General features: G+C 69.3%; 15 protein-coding genes and 1 tRNA gene. 9 read left to right on the top strand and 7 right to left on the bottom strand.

All coding sequences use genetic code 11. The features are described from left to right. The first annotated feature begins 199 nt into the window (after positions 1-199). Entirely contained in the window at positions 200-1,057 is an 858-nt protein-coding gene (locus tag E7742_RS08655) for a class I SAM-dependent methyltransferase (protein WP_137798580.1), read from the top strand. Between the two features lie 104 nt (positions 1,058-1,161). Here E7742_RS08655 and E7742_RS08660 read toward each other — a convergent pair whose 3' ends face one another. The 4 genes from E7742_RS08660 to E7742_RS08675 all read right to left on the bottom strand — a co-directional run bounded on the left by E7742_RS08660 (position 1,162) and on the right by E7742_RS08675 (position 4,968). Continuing rightward, on the bottom strand, positions 1,162-1,926 hold the full coding sequence (locus tag E7742_RS08660; RefSeq protein ID WP_137798581.1) for an amino acid ABC transporter ATP-binding protein: 765 nt from the start codon (positions 1,924-1,926) through the stop codon (positions 1,162-1,164). After that, positions 1,923-2,867, bottom strand: a complete 945-nt coding sequence (locus tag E7742_RS08665; RefSeq protein WP_137798582.1) for an amino acid ABC transporter permease — start codon at positions 2,865-2,867, stop codon at positions 1,923-1,925. The genes E7742_RS08660 and E7742_RS08665 overlap by 4 nt, the downstream gene beginning before the upstream one ends. Before the next feature lie 21 nt (positions 2,868-2,888). Beyond that, a complete protein-coding gene (locus E7742_RS08670; RefSeq protein ID WP_137798583.1) occupies positions 2,889-3,785 on the bottom strand; it encodes an ABC transporter substrate-binding protein in 897 nt (298 codons plus the stop codon). Between the two features lie 85 nt (positions 3,786-3,870). After that, positions 3,871-4,968, bottom strand: a complete 1,098-nt coding sequence (locus E7742_RS08675; protein WP_137798584.1) for an isocitrate/isopropylmalate dehydrogenase family protein — start codon at positions 4,966-4,968, stop codon at positions 3,871-3,873. Between the two features lie 19 nt (positions 4,969-4,987). Between E7742_RS08675 and E7742_RS08680 the strand changes: the two genes are divergently transcribed. Together E7742_RS08680 and trxA are read left to right on the top strand one after the other, a co-directional pair. Further along, positions 4,988-5,515: a 2'-5' RNA ligase family protein gene (locus E7742_RS08680; protein WP_137798585.1), complete on the top strand. Its 528-nt coding sequence runs from the start codon at positions 4,988-4,990 to the stop codon at positions 5,513-5,515. Between the two features lie 140 nt (positions 5,516-5,655). Further along, entirely contained in the window at positions 5,656-6,021 is a 366-nt protein-coding gene (trxA, locus tag E7742_RS08685; RefSeq protein ID WP_137798586.1) for a thioredoxin, read from the top strand. Positions 6,022-6,068: 47 nt separating this feature from the next. Here trxA and polA read toward each other — a convergent pair whose 3' ends face one another. Next, positions 6,069-8,807 carry a DNA polymerase I gene (gene polA, locus E7742_RS08690; RefSeq protein WP_137798587.1) on the bottom strand — a complete coding sequence of 913 codons (2,739 nt, stop codon included), beginning with the start codon at positions 8,805-8,807 and terminating at the stop codon, positions 6,069-6,071. 85 nt (positions 8,808-8,892) lie between these two features. Then, positions 8,893-9,510: an ANTAR domain-containing response regulator gene (locus E7742_RS08695; RefSeq protein ID WP_137798588.1), complete on the bottom strand. Its 618-nt coding sequence runs from the start codon at positions 9,508-9,510 to the stop codon at positions 8,893-8,895. 106 nt (positions 9,511-9,616) lie between these two features. Here E7742_RS08695 and E7742_RS08700 point away from each other — a divergent pair. From E7742_RS08700 to E7742_RS08715, 4 genes are all read left to right on the top strand, one after another. Then, positions 9,617-9,693, top strand: a tRNA-Leu gene (locus E7742_RS08700). Between the two features lie 179 nt (positions 9,694-9,872). Further along, entirely contained in the window at positions 9,873-10,970 is a 1,098-nt protein-coding gene (locus E7742_RS08705; RefSeq protein ID WP_137798589.1) for a ferredoxin reductase, read from the top strand. 44 nt (positions 10,971-11,014) lie between these two features. Continuing rightward, positions 11,015-12,418 (top strand): fatty acid desaturase family protein, encoded by a 1,404-nt coding sequence (locus tag E7742_RS08710; protein WP_137798590.1) that lies wholly within the window; start codon positions 11,015-11,017, stop codon positions 12,416-12,418. A 203-nt stretch (positions 12,419-12,621) separates the two neighbouring features. Further along, positions 12,622-13,071 carry a GNAT family N-acetyltransferase gene (locus E7742_RS08715; RefSeq protein ID WP_175420441.1) on the top strand — a complete coding sequence of 150 codons (450 nt, stop codon included), beginning with the start codon at positions 12,622-12,624 and terminating at the stop codon, positions 13,069-13,071. 160 nt (positions 13,072-13,231) lie between these two features. Here E7742_RS08715 and E7742_RS08720 read toward each other — a convergent pair whose 3' ends face one another. Continuing rightward, entirely contained in the window at positions 13,232-14,074 is an 843-nt protein-coding gene (locus tag E7742_RS08720; RefSeq protein WP_137801107.1) for an alpha/beta fold hydrolase, read from the bottom strand. Between the two features lie 393 nt (positions 14,075-14,467). Between E7742_RS08720 and E7742_RS08725 the strand changes: the two genes are divergently transcribed. After that, positions 14,468-14,920, top strand: coding sequence for a Zn-ribbon domain-containing OB-fold protein (locus E7742_RS08725; protein ID WP_137798592.1), 453 nt, complete (start codon positions 14,468-14,470; stop codon positions 14,918-14,920). Next, a complete protein-coding gene (locus tag E7742_RS08730) occupies positions 14,917-16,113 on the top strand; it encodes a lipid-transfer protein (protein WP_137798593.1) in 1,197 nt (398 codons plus the stop codon). The genes E7742_RS08725 and E7742_RS08730 overlap by 4 nt, the downstream gene beginning before the upstream one ends. The last annotated feature ends 87 nt before the right edge of the window (positions 16,114-16,200 follow it).

Below are 16,200 nucleotides of genomic sequence, written 5' to 3' on the forward strand. Positions count from 1 at the left end.
TCTTCCGGACCACCACGAGGCTTCTCCGCCGCCGTCCGGTGAAATCACCGGACAGCGAGAACTGCGTCGAAGACACTCGCGAGCAACAGGGTACGCGACCTTCGGCTAGCTGGGCAAACCCGGGCTCACCCGCCCCCCCGACGGCGCCGATCCGGCCACCCGCTTCCCCCACCGTACGCGGTCTCTAGGCTTGGCACCCATGTCAGACACGTCCGACGACCGTCATGCCACAGCAATCTCCGCCCTCGGCACCAGCGGGGTCAGCCGTACCCGGATCGGCACCGAGGCGAGCGAACGCGCCAGCCGGGCGTGGTGGGACGCAGACGCCGACGACTACCACCGCACGCACGGCGAGTTCCTCGGCGTGGATTCGTCGGCCGGCGAGTTCGTGTGGTGCCCGGAGGGCCTCCACGAAGGCGATGTCCACCTGCTCGGCGACGTCACCGGCAAGCGCATCCTCGAGGTGGGCTGCGGCTCGGCTCCGTGCGCACGCTGGCTCGCCGGCCAGGGTGCCGAGGTCGTGGGACTCGACATCTCCATGGGAATGCTCGAGCGAGGCCTCGGCGCGATGGACCGTGGCGGGCCGCGGGTTCCCCTCGTCCAGGCCGGCGCGGAAGCGCTGCCGTTCGCGGACGGGAGTTTCGACCTCGCCTGTTCGGCTTTCGGCGCGGTTCCGTTCGTTGCGGATTCTGCCCGGGTGATGCGCGAGGTGGCCCGGGTGCTGCGCCCGGGCGGGCTGTGGGTGTTCGCGGTCAACCACCCGATCCGCTGGATCTTCCCCGACGATCCGGGACCGCGGGGACTCACCGCGACGCTCCCCTACTTCGACCGCACGCCCTACGTCGAGGTCGACGCCGACGGCACTCCGACATACGTCGAGCACCACCGGACGGTCGGCGACCGGGTCCGTGAGGCGGTGGCCGCGGGGCTGGAGGTGCGCGACATCGTCGAGCCCGAGTGGCCGGAGTGGCTCGACCGCGAGTGGGGTCAGTGGAGCCCGCTGCGCGGCCAACTGTTCCCGGGGACGGCGATCTTCGTCACCCGCAAGCCCGCCTGAGACCCGGCCGCGCCGGACAGGGCGGACCGGGCAGGCTCAGAGCAGCTTGGACAGGGCGGACCGGGCAGGCTCAGAGCAGCTTGGACAGGGCGGACCGGGCAGGCTCAGAGCAGCTTGGACAGGAAGGTCCTGGTCCGCTCCTGCCGCGGGTTGGTCAGGAGCTCGCGCGGCTCCCCCGCCTCCACGACCACACCGCCGTCCATGAACACCAGCTGATCGGCGACCTCGCGGGCGAACCCCATCTCGTGGGTGACGACAACCATCGTCATGCCGTCCTGCGCCAGTTCCTTCATGACCCCGAGCACCTCCCCGACCAGTTCCGGGTCGAGCGCCGACGTGGGCTCGTCGAACAGCATCAGTTTCGGTTCCATCGCCAGGGCGCGGGCGATCGCGACGCGCTGCTGCTGCCCACCGGACAACTGCACCGGGTAGGCGTCGGCCTTCGACGCCAGCCCCACCCGGTCGAGCAGTTCCCGAGCCTGTGCGACGGCCTTCGCGCGCGGCACCTTCTTCACCAGCACCGGCGCCTCGACGATGTTGTCGAGCACGGTCCGGTGCGGGAACAGGTTGAAGTGCTGGAAGACCATACCGATGTCGCGCCGTTGCCGGGCGGCGGCGCGGGGACTCAGCTCGTGGAGTTTGCCGCCGCGTTCGGCGTAGCCGACGAGGTCGCCGTCGACGTACAGGCGGCCCGCGTCGACGCGCTCGAGGTGATTGATGCAGCGCAGAAACGTGGACTTGCCGGAGCCGGACGGCCCGATCAGGCACAGCACCTGACCGCGAGCGACCTCGAGCGAGATGCCGCGCAGCACCTGCAGTGCCCCGTAGTTCTTGCAGACGCGATCGGCGCGGACCATCGGAGCCGTCATGCCGGGCCACCTTCGTCACGGCGCTGCGCGTCCGCCAGCGCCTGGAGCTGTCCGGCAGTGAGGGTCCGAGACGCACCCTTGGAGTAGTGCCGTTCGATGTAGTACTGGCCGACCATCAGGATGCTCGTGATCGCCAGGTACCACGTGGAGGCGACCAGCAGCAGCGGCACCGGGTAGAAGTTGGCCCCGGAGATGTCCCGGGCACGCCCGTACAGTTCGAGGCTGTAAGGCACTGCCGCGACCAGCGATGTCGTCTTGAGCATGCTGATGAGTTCGTTGCCGGTAGGCGGGATGATGACCCGCATCGCCTGCGGGAGCACCGTCCGGCGCATGGTCTGCGCCCACGACATACCCAGCGCGGTCGACGCCTCCGTCTGGCCCTCGCTCACCGAGCCCACGCCGGCGCGGACGATCTCGGCCATGTAGGCGGCCTCGTTGAGTGCCAGTCCGATCACCGCGAACAGGAACCCGGCCTCCAACGTCTGGATGTCGAGGTGCACGAACTGCGGCCCGAACGGGATTCCCAGGTCGATCGTCTTGTAGATGGCCGGGAACAGGCCCCAGAACACCAACTGCACGTACACCGGCGTGCCGCGGAACACCCACAGATAGACCCACGCGGCAGACCGCAACACCGGGTTCGGTGAGAGCCGCATGACCGCCAGGACCACGCCTAGCACGATCGCGATGACCATCGCCAGCACCGTGAGCTGGATCGTCTTCCACGCCGCGGCGGTGATCCGCTTGTCGAAGAGGTACTGCCCGTAGACGTCCCAGTGGAATGCCTCGTTGGTGGCAGCCCCGTAGACGAACAGGGCGAACAGCGCCAGCACGACGACCGCCGCGACCCAGCGCCCGGGGTGCCGCAACGGGACCGCTTTGATCGGTTCCGGCTCGGAGGCGGCCCCGACGTCCGGCGGCCGGCTCTCGTTGGCTGGCATGGCTGTTCCCTCTCCTGTGCTTCAGTTCGATGCGCCGTTGACGACCGATGTCTCGATCGCCCCCGCCTCGACGCCCCACGCCTCGGCGATCGTGCGGTACTGGCCGCCGTCGATGAGGTACTGCACGGCCTGCTGCAGCACGGGCGCGAGAGGTGATCCCTTCGCGACCACCCATCCGTACGGGCTCGCGTCGTACACGCCTCCGGCGGGCACGATGCGGCCGTCGCTGCGCTTGATCGCGTACGCGGTCACCGGCGAGTCGGCCGACAAGGCGTCCACGCGGCCGAGGATGAGCGCGTTGGCCACGTCGTCCTGGCTGTCGTATTTGATCTTGCGGATCGGCGGCTTGCCGGCCGCGACGCAGGCCGCGCTCTTCGCCGGCACCTCGTCGATGTCCTCGATGGTGGTGGTCTGGACCCCCACCCGCAGTCCGCACGCGTCGTCCGGGTCGACGTCGTCGCCCGCCCGCTGCGCCCACTGCACGCCGGCGCTGTAGTACGTGACGAAGTCGACGCTCTTCTCACGTTCGAGCGTGTCGGTGAACGACGACATCCCGACGTCGAGCGTGCCGGCCTGGACCGCCGGAATGATCTTGTCGAAGTCGGTCTGCTTGATGTCGAGGGTCAGGCCCAGGACCGCGCCCGCGGCCTCCAGCAGATCGACGTCGAACCCGACGATCGCGCCGGTCTCGTCCTTGAATTCGTTGGGCGCGTACGGCGGGTTGGTACCGACCCGGAGTTTCCCGGAGTCGGCGATCGCCGGCGGCAGTTGCTCGGCGATCGCGGCGACGCGGGGGACGTCGATCTCCGGCAGCACCGGAACCAGCCCCTCGTCGTTCGTGACGCATCCGGCGGCTCCGAGAGCGACGACGGATGCCACGACGGCAGCGGTCACGCGACTTGCGAATCGAGCGAACACGCGCGCCTCGAACCTCCGTTTTCCGACCGGCGAACCCGGGACACACTACTGCCTGGACGGGCCGGTGACCGAACGGGACCCGTGCTCATCGGCGGAACACCCGTGCGATAACGGACTCGGTGAACTCGCTCGTCGACGCGAGCCCGCCGAGGTCGGCGGTGACCACCCCGGACGCGACCGTACGCTCGACCGCCCCGCGGATCCGCTCGGCCGCGGTTCCCAGGGCGGGCTCGTGCCGCACCGCGGCGAGCCAGTCGAGCAGCATCGCCGCCGACATGATCATCGCGGTGGGGTTGGCCCGGTTGCGGCCGGAGATGTCGGGCGCCGCACCGTGGGCCGCCTGCGCCATCACCTTGGTATCGGACGCGTTGATGGACGCGGCCGTGCCCAGCGAACCCGACAGCTCACCGGCGAGGTCGGAGAGGATGTCGCCGAACATGTTCTCGGTGACGATCACGTCGTAGTCCTCGCCGCGCCGCACCAGGTGCGCGGCCATCGCGTCGACATGTGCATCGTCGACGTCGACGTCCGGGTAGTGCCGACCCATCTCCCGGCAGACGTCGCGGAACAGTCCCGTGGTGATCGACAGCACATTCGCCTTGTGCACCACCGTGACGCGCTTGCGCCGCTGCTGCGCGAGTCGGAACGCGGTGTGCGCGATCCGCTCACACGCAGCCCGGGTCACGACCCCCACGGCCAGCCCCACGTCGGGTGTCGGCATGAACTCGCCGACCCCGGCGAACATGTTCCGGTCCGCGTAGAACCCCTCGGTGTTCTCACGGACGATGACGAGATCCATGTGCGGCGACACCGCGCGCACTCCCGGGAGCGCGCGGGCCGGACGAATGTTGGCGTACAGGTCGAACCGTTTGCGGATGGCGCCGCCCGGAGTGAGCTGCTGCCGGAAGGGGTCGGGGTACGAGGCGCTGTCGTGCGGGCCCAGAATCCACGCGTCGAGATCGGCGAGTGCGACCAGCGTGTGCTCGGGCGTCGGCGTGCCGTACGTCGAGATGGCGTCGGAGCCGATGGGAAGTGGCACCCAGTCGACTTCCGGCAGTGCTACGGCGGCCAGCGCCGCGTCCACGACGTCCCGGGCGGCCGGGACGATCTCCCGCCCGATCCCGTCGCCGACGAGCAGTCCGACGCGCGGATTCCCCGGATCTCCTGTACTCCCACTACCCACCGGACCATCATTGCTGACGATGGTCCAGTCCGTGGAGTTGCTGCTCGACCGCCAGGTCGACGCGACGGTGCGCGCCGAGTGGCGGCGGCTGACGGCCGCGCGCCTACCGAGTCAGGACCGCATCACCGCCGAATCCAATCGACCCCACGTCACGCTGGGCGTCGCGAGCCACATTCCGCCGGAGGTCGAACACGCGCTGGTGCGGGAACTACCATCCGCCCCGCTCCCGATCCGGCTCGGTGGCGTGGTCGTGTTCGGTGGACGACGACTGACGCTCGCCCGGCTGGTGGTGCCGACCACCGAACTACTGACGCTGCAACGCGTCGTCTACGAACTGATCGTGGATTGCGAGGGCGTCCCGCCGCACATCGTGCCCGGCGAGTGGACGCCGCACGTGACGCTGTCCCGCCGAATCCAGGCAACCGATCTCGGGACGGCCGTCGTCGTCACCCGCGCCGGCAACCGCGACGTGGTGGGGACCTCCGACGGAGTCCGCCGGTGGGATTCCGACGCCAAGCGGGAGTGGCGCATCACGCGACGCGCCTGATCGGACCTGCCGCGACCGCTTCCGACGCCGCCGTGCGGAAGAATTCGGGCAGCGGAAGCGTTGCACGGGCCGACGGACAGATGTCCGACCGATCCCTGACGGGCCGCGCGTCCGCCTCACCCCCACGGAAAGGAGCCTTCGTGGCTACCCAGACCCTCACCCAGCAGAACTTCAAGGAAACCGTCGAGGACAACGACATCGTCCTCGTCGACTTCTGGGCGTCGTGGTGCGGACCGTGCCGCTCCTTCGCCCCCACCTTCGAGGCGTCCTCGGAGAAGCACCCCGACGTCGTACACGGGAAGATGGACACCGAGGCCGAGCAGGAGTTCGCCGCCGGCGCCGGTATCCGCTCGATCCCCACGATCATGGCGTTCCGCGAGGGTGTGCTGGTCTTCAACCAGGCGGGCGCGTTGCCTCCGGCCGCGCTCGAAGACCTCATCACGCAGGTCAAGGCCCTCGACATGGATGCCGTCCGCCAGGAGATCGCCGCTCAGACCGGCAACTGAGCGACCCCCTCTCGACGCACCCGCTGGGACGCCGTCCCGCGCACCGATCAGTGCGCGGCGGCGTCCCAGCTGCGTCCGGTACCCACCGACACGTCGAGCGGCACCGAAAGCTCGATCGCCGACGCCATCTTGTCGCGCACCAGTTGCTCCACCTGCTCGCGCTCGGCGGCGCACACCTCGAGTACCAATTCGTCGTGAACCTGCAGCAGCATCCGCGAGCGCAACCCGGCGTCCTTGAGTGCGCGCTGGACGTCGATCATCGCGACCTTGATGATGTCGGCGGCCGTGCCCTGGATGGGCGCGTTCAGCGCGGCCCGCTCGGCGACCTCACGGCGCTGCCGGTTGTCGCTGTTGAGGTCCGGCAGGTAACGGCGGCGCCCGAACAGGGTCTCGGTGTACCCGACCTTGCGAGCCTGTTCGACCACCTCGCGCAGGTAGTCGCGCACCCCGCCGAAGCGGGCGAAGTACGCCTCCATCTGCTCGCGCGCCTCCTCGGTGGAGATCTTGAGCTGCGCGGCCAGCCCGAAGGCGCTGAGCCCGTACGCGAGTCCGTACGACATCGCCTTTACACGGCGCCGCAGTTCCGGGGTGACGTCGTCGATCGGCACTCCGAACGCCCGCGAACCGACGAAGCTGTGCAGGTCCTCGCCGGTGTTGAACGCCTCGATCAGCCCCTCGTCGCGCGAGAGGTGCGCCATGATGCGCATCTCGATCTGGCTGTAGTCGGCGGTGAGGAGGGCGTCGAAGCTCTCCCCCACGACGAAGCCGTCGCGGATCTGACGGCCCGCGTCCGTGCGGACCGGAATGTTCTGCAGGTTGGGCTCGGTGGACGAGAGACGTCCGGTGGCCGCGACGGTCTGGTTGAACGTGGTGTGGATCCGGCCGTCGTCGGCGACGGTCTTGAGCAGGCCGTCGACCGTCACCTTCAGCCGGGTCGCGTCGCGGTGCTCGAGCAGGTGCTCGAGGAACGGGTGCTGCGTCTTCTCGAACAACGACTGCAACGCGTCGGCGTCGGTGGTGTACCCGGTCTTGGTCTTCTTGGTCTTGGGCATGTCGAGTTCGTCGAACAACACCACCTGCAGCTGCTTCGGCGACCCCAGGTTGATCTGCTTGCCGATCACCTCGTACGCGGCGTCGGCCGCCTCCGCGACCCGGGCCGCGAACGTCGACTGCAAATCGTGGAGATGGTCGATGTCCACCGCGATGCCCGTCGCCTCGAGCTCGGCGAGCACGCCGAGCAGCGGCAGCTCCATGTCCGCGAGCAGACCGGTGCCCTCGATGTCGGCGAGTTCGGCGTCGAGGGCGGCAGCCAGGTCGACGACGGCCCGGGCCCGCAGGATCTCCCCCTCGGCCGCCTCGGCGTCCGCGGCGTCCTCGTCGTCCAGCAACGAAAGCTGTTGCTGCCCGGACTCTTCCACGCGCAGCTCTCGCTTGAGGTACCTCAGCGACAGGTCGTCGAGGTTGAACGTGCGCTGTCCCGGCCGCACGAGGTAGGCGGCCAGCGCGGTGTCACTGGTGAGCCCCGCCAGCGTCCAGCCGCGACCCCACAGGGCATGCAGCGCCCGCTTGGCCTCGTGCAGCGCCTTGGGTTGCGCAGGATCGGCGAGCCACGCGACGAGCGCGGCCTCGTCCTCCGGGGTGACCACCGTGGTGGAGATGTAGGCGCCCTCGCCGTCGGACGCGGCGATAGCGACAGCCGTCACGTCGCCGCCGTACGGCGCGCCCACACCGACGACGGACAACCCGTGCCGCTCCCCCGTCGACGCGTGCTCGGCGATCCACGCCGCCACCTCACCGGCCGCGAGCGCGCGCCCGCGGACCTCGAATCCCTCCTCGGCCTCGGGTTCCGTCGACGTCAGCGTCGAGAACAGCCGGTCGCGCAGCACCTTGAACTCGAGATCGTCGAACAGCGCGTGGATCCGTTCCCGGTCCCACGGCGCCAGCGCCAGCTGGTCGGGCGTGTACGGCAGCGCGACGTCGCGCACCATCTCGGTGAGGTGCCGGTTGAGCAGCACACTGTTGACGTTGGCGCGCAACGCGTCCCCGACCTTGCCGCGCACCTTGTCGACGTCGTTGACGAGGTTCTCGAGGGAGCCGTACTCCCGAATCCACTTGGCCGCGGTCTTCTCTCCGACGCCGGGGATGCCGGGCAGGTTGTCGCTGGGGTCGCCGCGCAGGGCCGCGTAGTCCGGGTACTGCTGCGGGGTGAGGCCGTACTTGTCCTCCACCGCCTCGGGCGTGAACCGCGTCAGGTCGGAGACGCCCTTGCGCGGGTACAGCACGGTGACGTCGTCGGTGACCAACTGCAGCGAGTCCCGGTCGCCGGTGACTACGAGCACCCGGTAGCCCAGCGCGGTGGCCTGCGTCGTGAGGGTCGCGATGATGTCGTCGGCCTCGTAGCCCTCGATGGCCATCACCGGGATGCCCATCGCGCCGAGCACGTCCTTGGTGATCTCGACCTGGCCCTTGAACTCGTCCGGCGTCTTGCTGCGATTGGCCTTGTACTCCGGGAACGCCTCGGCCCGGAACGTCTGGCGGGACACGTCGAACGCGGCCGCGACGTGCGTGGGCTGCTCGTCACGCAGCAGGTTGATGAGCATCGACGTGAACCCGTACACCGCGTTGGTGGTCTGCCCGCTCTGCGTCTTGAAGTTCTCCGCCGGCAGCGCGAAGAACGCGCGGTAGGCCAGGGAGTGTCCGTCGAGAAGCAGCAGCGTCGGCCGGTCGGAACCGGGCGCGGCGGCGGATGCGGAGGCGGTGGACGAGGATGTGGTTGCGGGGCTCACGGTGGACCAGTCTAGGGAGCCGCGCCGACAGGCACGTCGTTCCTCCCCGTGCGCCCGGCGCCGGCGCCACCGCCGACGCCGTCACTCAGGCGGGGCCGCCACCGCCGAGCGTGTCGAGGACCACCTCGGCGACGGCCTTCATCGTCGTGCGGCGATCCATCGCCGCGCGCTGGATCCACTTGAACGCCTCCGGCTCACTGAGCCCCTGCGACTGCATGAGCACACCCTTGGCGCGCTCGATCACCTTCCGGGTCTCGAGCCGATCCGACAGGTTGGCGACCTCCCGCTCGAGGAGCGCGACTTCGGTGAACCGGCTGGCCGCGAGCTCGACGGCCGGTACCAGGTCGGCCTTGGAGAACGGCTTGACCAGATACGCCATCGCGCCGGCGTCCCGAGCCCGCTCGACCAGCTCACGCTGACTGAACGCAGTCAGGATCACCACGGGCGCAATTCTTTTCGCCGCGATCTCGGACGCGGCGTCGATGCCGTCCCGGCGCGGCATCTTGACGTCCATGATCACGAGATCGGGGCGCAACTCCTCGGCCAACTCGACGGCCCGCTGGCCGTCACCGGCCTCGCCGACCACGTCGTAGCCCTCCTCGCGGAGCATCTCCACCAGGTCGAGCCGGATGAGCGCCTCGTCCTCGGCCACCACCACGCGGCGCGGCTGTCGTTGCGTGCCCTGCGCGGGGGTAGCGTCCATCGTCACCTATCTCCTCGGGTCGGCGCCCGTCGATCCGGGCACGAACGCTACGAGGGTACCGGTGGTTTGACTGTGCTCCGTGATCTTCTAGAGTGGTAACCCGCACGCCCTCGTATCCCAATTGGCAGAGGAAACGGATTCAAAACCCGTGCAGTGTGAGTTCGAGTCTCACCGAGGGCACCACGACAGACCAGGACCGGCGATACCGAGACCGGCACCGAACCGGCCACCGAAGGGGCCGAGCGTCTTTCGGGATCCCGCTCCGGCCGTGCGGCACTCGCGGGCTGCGGTGGATTCGCGTGCCGACAGCCGTTCATGCAGTTCCCGCGCTTTCGAACCGCGAGCGTTCTACAGTTGGCTCCATGGCAGAGCGCGGAGCTACTCCACCGGTGCCGGCACCGTGGAGAGCCGCGCTGCGCGCGGTCCGGCACCTGTTCACGCCACTGCTGCCCGACGACTACCTCGAGCTGATCAACCCGTTGTGGACCACCCGGGAACTGCGCGGCCGGGTCGAGCGGATCGAACCCGAGGGCTCCGACGCCGCCACAGTGATGATCCGCCCCGGCTTCGCGTGGCAGGGACACGCACCGGGCCAGTACGTGCGGCTCGGCGTGCTGATCGACGGCCGCTACCACTGGCGGGCGTATTCGCTGACGTCCGACCCGGACGACGAGGACGGGCTGGTCAGCGTCACCCCCAAGAAGGTCGACAAGGGCGTGGTGTCCCCCTATCTCGTGCAACGCATCCGCCCGGGCGAGGTGGTGCGGCTCGGCGAGGTGGAGGGAGTCTTCACGCTGCCCGATCCGCTGCCGGCCTCGATGCTGTTCATCAGCGCCGGCAGTGGTGTCACACCGATCATCAGCATGCTGCGCAGCCTCCACCACCGGCGAGCACTCGACGACGTCGTCGTGATCCATTCCGCCCGGACCGAGCGACAACTCATGTTCGGTGCGGCACTGCGCGAGCTGGACCGCCGGCACGACGGCATGCGACTGGAACTGCGCCTCACCGAGCACCAGGGCCGGATCACCCCGGACGACCTGGACCGGCTGTGCCCCGACTGGCGCGAGCGGGAGGCCTTCTGTTCCGGCCCCGGCGAGATGCTCGACGGCCTCGTCGAGCACTGGACCGAACACGGCGACCCGACCCGCATGCACCTCGAGCGTTTCCAGCCGATCATCGGCGGCGGGGTCGGCGAGGGCACCGGTGGCAGTGTCCGCTTCCTGCGCAGCAAGGTGACGGTGGACTGCGACGGCGGCACGCCGATCCTGGTGGCCGGCGAGAAGGAGGGGCTCACCCTCCCGTTCGGCTGTCGCATCGGCATCTGCCACACCTGCGCCGGCACGGCCCGCTCCGGCACGATCCGCGACCTGCGCACCGGCGACGTCGCAGACGTGACCGGCAAGGTCATCCGCACGTGCGTCAACACCGCGGAGGGCGACCTCGAGATCGAACTCTGACCCACCGTCCCCGACCACCGGAACCGAAGGACAGGAGGCCGCAGATGACCCCGACCGCGAGCACCGTCGACGCGAACAGTCCCCTCGCCCATCTGACCGAGACCGACCTCGGGAAGCTCGAGCGCGAGTTCGATGCGATCCACGACGAGGTCTACGCCGACCTCGGCGAACGGGACCGCCGGTACATCAAGGCGGTGATCTCCGCGCAGCGCCAGTTGGCCGTGGCCGGACGGGTGCTGCTCCTGGGATCGTCCCGCCGAACGACCTGGGTACTCGGCACCGCGTGCCTGGGGATGGCGAAGATCCTCGAGAACATGGAGATCGGCCACAACGTGATGCACGGCCAGTGGGACTGGATGAACGACGCGGACATCCACTCGTCGACCTGGGACTGGGACACCGCCTCCACGGCGGAGGCGTGGAAACACTCGCACAACTACATCCACCACACCTTCACCAACATCCGCGGCAAGGACAAGGATCTCGGGTACGAGATCATGCGGATCGATCCGAAGCAGAAGTGGCATCCGGTCTATCTGGCCCAGCCGTTCTACAACGTTCTGCTCATGGCGCTGTTCGAGTGGGGTGTCGCCGTCCACGACATGGACATCGAGGCCGTGCGGACGGGTGAGAAATCGTGGTCCGAGGTCCGGCGCGACCTGCGGGGCATCTCCGGCAAGGCGCGCGCCCAGATCGTCAAGGACTACCTCGGCTGGCCGCTGATCAGCGCCGGCGCGTTCGGTCTCGCCCAACTGGCGGCCGGTGGTCGCCTGCCGCAGCCCCGGACGTCGCGGATCGGCAACCGACTCCGGAAGGCGGGCGGCGGCCGATGGACCCGAATCGCCGACGTCGCCGACCGCACCCTCGCCGGAATCGAGAGAACCTACCTCGCCACGGCGGCGGCCGACGCGACTGCCAACCTGATCCGAAACGTGTGGGCGCACGCCATCATCTTCTGCGGGCACTTCCCCGACCAGGCCTACACCTTCAGCGAGGCCGAGACGAAGAACGAGAGCCGGGGCGGCTGGTACGTGCGGCAGCTCGTCGGCGCCGCGAACATCGAGGGCAGCCCTCTGTTCCACGTCGTCAGCGGAAACCTCGGGTACCAGGTGGAGCACCACCTGTTCCCGGACATGCCCAGCACCAGGTACTCCGAGATCGCCCCCAAGGTGAAGGACATCTGCGAGCGGTACCAGCTGCCCTACAACACCGGCCCGTTCGGACAGCAGTGGTGGATGGTGCACCGCACGATCGCGCGGCTGGCCTTCCCGGGTGGACACCCCCGCCCCAAGCCGGGGCCGTACCGCAGCAACGACGAGCGCCGTCCCGACGCCTCGGGAAGCGAGGCCGCCCGGTTCCGGGCCCGGGTTCCGGCCGAGAGCCCGATCGCCGGTCCGGAACACGAATCCGGTGGTGTCGAGGTCGCGCCGCCGCCCCGGAACCAGTGAGATCGGCGGCCGGTCACAGCACCGCGAAGATGTGGTGAGCGCCACCGGCGCCGACCGGCGACGGGAGACCGCCCGCTCGCTAGCGTTGAGCGTGCGGTCCACCCCGACGAATGGTGTTGCTCATGACCGATCCATGCGAACCTTCTGCGCCCCAATCGAACTCGCAGTCGAAACCGACTCACACGACCGATGACGGCGTCGTCGTGCGCCCGGCCGCCGGCACCCACACCGGCGCCCTCGCCGACCTGCACCGACGGTGCTCGGCCGAGACCCTCTACGACCGGTACCACACCGGTCTGCACGCGTTACCGCCCCGATGGGCAGCAGCGCTGCTCGCGCCCGCACACGGATGCGCGTTCGTCGCCGAGAAGGATTCCGCGCTGGTCGGGTACGGCCAGCTGATCGCCACGGTCCACGAACCGGGGCTGGCGGAGGCCTCGTTGCTGGTCGAGGATGCCTGGCAGCACCGGGGCGTCGGTGCGGCCCTGCTCTCGTCCGCGTGCACGGCCGCCCGCAGTCGCGGGATCACGCAACTGTTCGGGCGGTCGCTGGGCAGCAGACGGGGCTTCGAACGCACGGCGCGACATCTCGGGCTCGCGGTGTCGACGCACTCCGAACCCGGGGTCACCATCGTCGATGTGAAGGTGCCGTAGGCCCGTCCTCCGGGGCACCCCGGGACACGAGAAGGCCCCGAGATCGAGGACCCCGGGGCCTTCCGTCTCCCCTACCAAAAGGAGCAACTTCCAGAGTGCCACACGTTTCAGTCGGCGCCCAGGGCGAAGCGAGTGAAAAGGATGGTGAAATTCGACGCGGCTACGCGCACTCGGCGAGCGAATCGAAGATCGCGCGGTAGTGCAGATGCGCCATGAAGTGCCCGCCGGTACCGATGTTCAGCGTGGATTTCGGGATCCGAGTGGCGAGCTGAGAGGGCCACTCCTTCGGTACGAGCCGGTCGCCGTCGCCCCACCACACGTCGACCGGGACCTCGAGGTCCTCCGGCGCGAACCCCCACGGCCGGGCCCAGGCGCGGTACTCCTCGACGACACCGGCGGGAAGGCGTAGACCCTCCCCCGTCAACGCCGCGAAGTCGCGCGGATCGTTGCGCACCACCTCCGCGTCCAACGGGGCGAGCGCCCGGGCGGACAACCGGGCGAACTGTCCGGGCATCGAGCGGGCGACCACCGACATCGCGCGGAACCACCCCGTCGCCAGAGCAGGACAGTGCAGCGACATGTAGGTGTGCCAGCGGTCGAAACCTGCGAGCCGCGAGATCACACCGTCCTCGGTGAGCGGTAGGGCGCCGGCGACGATAGCGACCCGCCGGATCCGGGCGGCCAGCGCGTAGCCGAGGGCGGCAGCGTACTGGCCGCCCATCGACCAGCCGAGCACGCTCATCCGCTCGATCCCGAGCCGGTCCACCAATTCCTCGACGTCGGCCGCCCAGTCGAGCACCGTGCGGCCCGGGCTGGGATCCGACAGTCCGATGCCGGGACGGTCGGGTGAGATGAGTCGGATGCCGGCGGCCTCGGCCACCGGGGCGGCCGCCCGGATGTCGAGGCGGCACGACAGTCCACCGTGCGCATTGATGACGACGAAGCCGTCCGCGGGACCGTAGTCGGCAAACCCCATCGACCGACCATCGCGCAGACGGATCATCCGATCCTCGGGTCTGACAGTCACTCTGAGCACAGTGCACCTCCGACGACTCGCGCGATCACGATAACGGTCGGTCGCCCGACAGTGCCGTAGATCAACCGCAGAATCCCGGCGTGTTGCCCAAACAACCGATCGACGCCGACACCGGACGACCCGGGCGTGCCCGATTCGGTCGAATGTTCGTATTGGCGGGCGCGACCCGGGGCGCGGGGACTCCCACTGGGCGGGCCCCGTGGACCGGCGCCCGGAGAAAACCCTCCTGCCCGATTCGCGTCGTCCGGTGGATGGGATCACGGGTGGGGAATCAGTTAACTCATGCCATACTGCAACCCGTTCCGATGTCGGTCGCCGCGGCGAGCGGCCGATCAGGCTCGACAAGCAGATGAGGTTTGCATGAGCGACACCGCCACACCGGCCGTCGAGGGCTGGTTCACCACCGGGCCGCAGCCGGCCCTGATCGGTACCGAGTGCCGGTCCTGCGGGAACATCTCGTTCCCGAGGGAGACCACCTTCTGCAAGAACCCGGCCTGCTCCGGCGAGGAGTTCGACGACGTCGAGCTCTCCCGTCACGGCAAGGTGTGGTCCTACACGGACGCGCAGTACAAGCCGCCCGCCCCGTACATCTCGAACACCGACCCGTACGTGCCGTTCGCGCTCGCGGCGGTGGAACTCCCCGAGGGTCTGGTCGTGCTCGGGCAGGTCGCCGACGGTTTCGGCGTCGCCGATCTGAAGGTCGGCGACGACGTCGAACTCGTCGTCGAGACCCTCTACACCGACGAAACCGGAGATCGCAGCATCTGGCGCTGGAAGCCGGTGGCGGCAGCACAGAACGGGGCACAGGCATGAGCACCAACAACGATGTGGCCGTCCTCGGTGTCGGCATGCACGCGTGGGGCAAGTGGGGACACTCGTTCGTCAAGTACGGCGTCGCCGCCGCGCGTGCCGCGCTGGCCGATTCGGGCGTCGACTGGACCGACGTCGACCTGATCGTCGGCGGCGAGACCGTCCGCAACGGCTACGGCGGATACGTCGCCGGCGCGACCTTCGCGCAGGCGCTCGGCTGGAACGGGGCGCGCGTCGCGACGTCGTACGCGGCCTGCGCCACCGGCGCCCAGGCCCTCGACACCGCCCGCGCCCGCATCCTCGCCGGCCTGTCCGACGTCGCGCTCGTCGTCGGCGCGGACACCACCCCCAAGGGCTTCCTGGCGCCCAACGCCGGCGAGCGTTGGGACGATCCGGACTGGCTGCGCTTCCGCCTGATGGGCATGACCAACCCCGCGTACTTCGCGCTCAACGCCCGTCGCCGCATCGACCTCTACGGGGCCACCCCCGAGGACTTCGCAGCGGTCAAGGTCAAGAACGCCAAGCACGGCCTGAACAACCCGTACGCGCGGTACCGCAAGGAGGTCGCCGCGGCGGACGTGCTGGCCTCTCCGATGGTGGCGGACCCGCTGCACCTGCTCGACATCTGCGCCACCTCCGACGGCGGAGCTGCGATCATCCTGACGTCGATGGAGTACGCCCGCAAGAAGGGCATCGTCGATCCCGTTCGCATCAAGGCGATCTCGACCGTCACGCCGACGTTCCCGCAGACGATCATGGACATGCCGAACTTCTCGACCGAGTCCGCGTCGGCGGTACCCGCGCCGGAACGCACGTTCAAGGAGTCGATCGGCTACGCGGCCTACGAGGAGGCCGGTATCGCCCCGGAGGACGTCGACGTCGCGGAGGTGTACGACCTCGCCACGTCCGTCGAGTTGGACTGGATCGAGGACCTCGGACTGTGCAAGCGCGGTGAGGCCGAGCAGTTGCTGCGCGCCGGTGACACGTCGATCGGCGGCCGGATCCCGGTCAACCCGTCCGGCGGCCTGGCCTGCTTCGGCGAGGCGGTCCCCGCGCAGGCGCTGGCCCAGGTCTGCGAACTCACGTGGCAGCTCCGCGGGCAGGCCGAGGGCCGTCAGGTCGAGGGTGCCCGCGTGGGCATCACTGCCAACCAGGGCCTGTTCGGCCACGGCTCCTCGGTGATCGTGTCGGCCTGACCGCCCACCGCGCCGACGAGACGCGGCTCGCCTTCGCGGCGGGCCGCGTTTCGCGTCTCGGACGCCGCGCGGTCTGATTGGATTCGG

It is taken from the genome of Rhodococcus sp. SGAir0479 (genome assembly GCF_005484805.1).
Lineage (GTDB): Bacteria > Actinomycetota > Actinomycetes > Mycobacteriales > Mycobacteriaceae > Prescottella.

Coding starts and splice junctions, on each gene's coding strand:
- E7742_RS08655 (WP_137798580.1), top strand. CDS start 200: ATGTCAGACACGTCCGACGACCGTCATGCCACAGCAATCTCCGCCCTC.
- E7742_RS08660 (WP_137798581.1), bottom strand. CDS start 1,926: ATGACGGCTCCGATGGTCCGCGCCGATCGCGTCTGCAAGAACTACGGG.
- E7742_RS08665 (WP_137798582.1), bottom strand. CDS start 2,867: ATGCCAGCCAACGAGAGCCGGCCGCCGGACGTCGGGGCCGCCTCCGAG.
- E7742_RS08680 (WP_137798585.1), top strand. CDS start 4,988: ATGGTCCAGTCCGTGGAGTTGCTGCTCGACCGCCAGGTCGACGCGACG.
- E7742_RS08695 (WP_137798588.1), bottom strand. CDS start 9,510: ATGGACGCTACCCCCGCGCAGGGCACGCAACGACAGCCGCGCCGCGTG.
- E7742_RS08705 (WP_137798589.1), top strand. CDS start 9,873: ATGGCAGAGCGCGGAGCTACTCCACCGGTGCCGGCACCGTGGAGAGCC.
- E7742_RS08710 (WP_137798590.1), top strand. CDS start 11,015: ATGACCCCGACCGCGAGCACCGTCGACGCGAACAGTCCCCTCGCCCAT.
- E7742_RS08720 (WP_137801107.1), bottom strand. CDS start 14,074: ATGATCCGTCTGCGCGATGGTCGGTCGATGGGGTTTGCCGACTACGGT.
- E7742_RS08725 (WP_137798592.1), top strand. CDS start 14,468: ATGAGCGACACCGCCACACCGGCCGTCGAGGGCTGGTTCACCACCGGG.
- E7742_RS08730 (WP_137798593.1), top strand. CDS start 14,917: ATGAGCACCAACAACGATGTGGCCGTCCTCGGTGTCGGCATGCACGCG.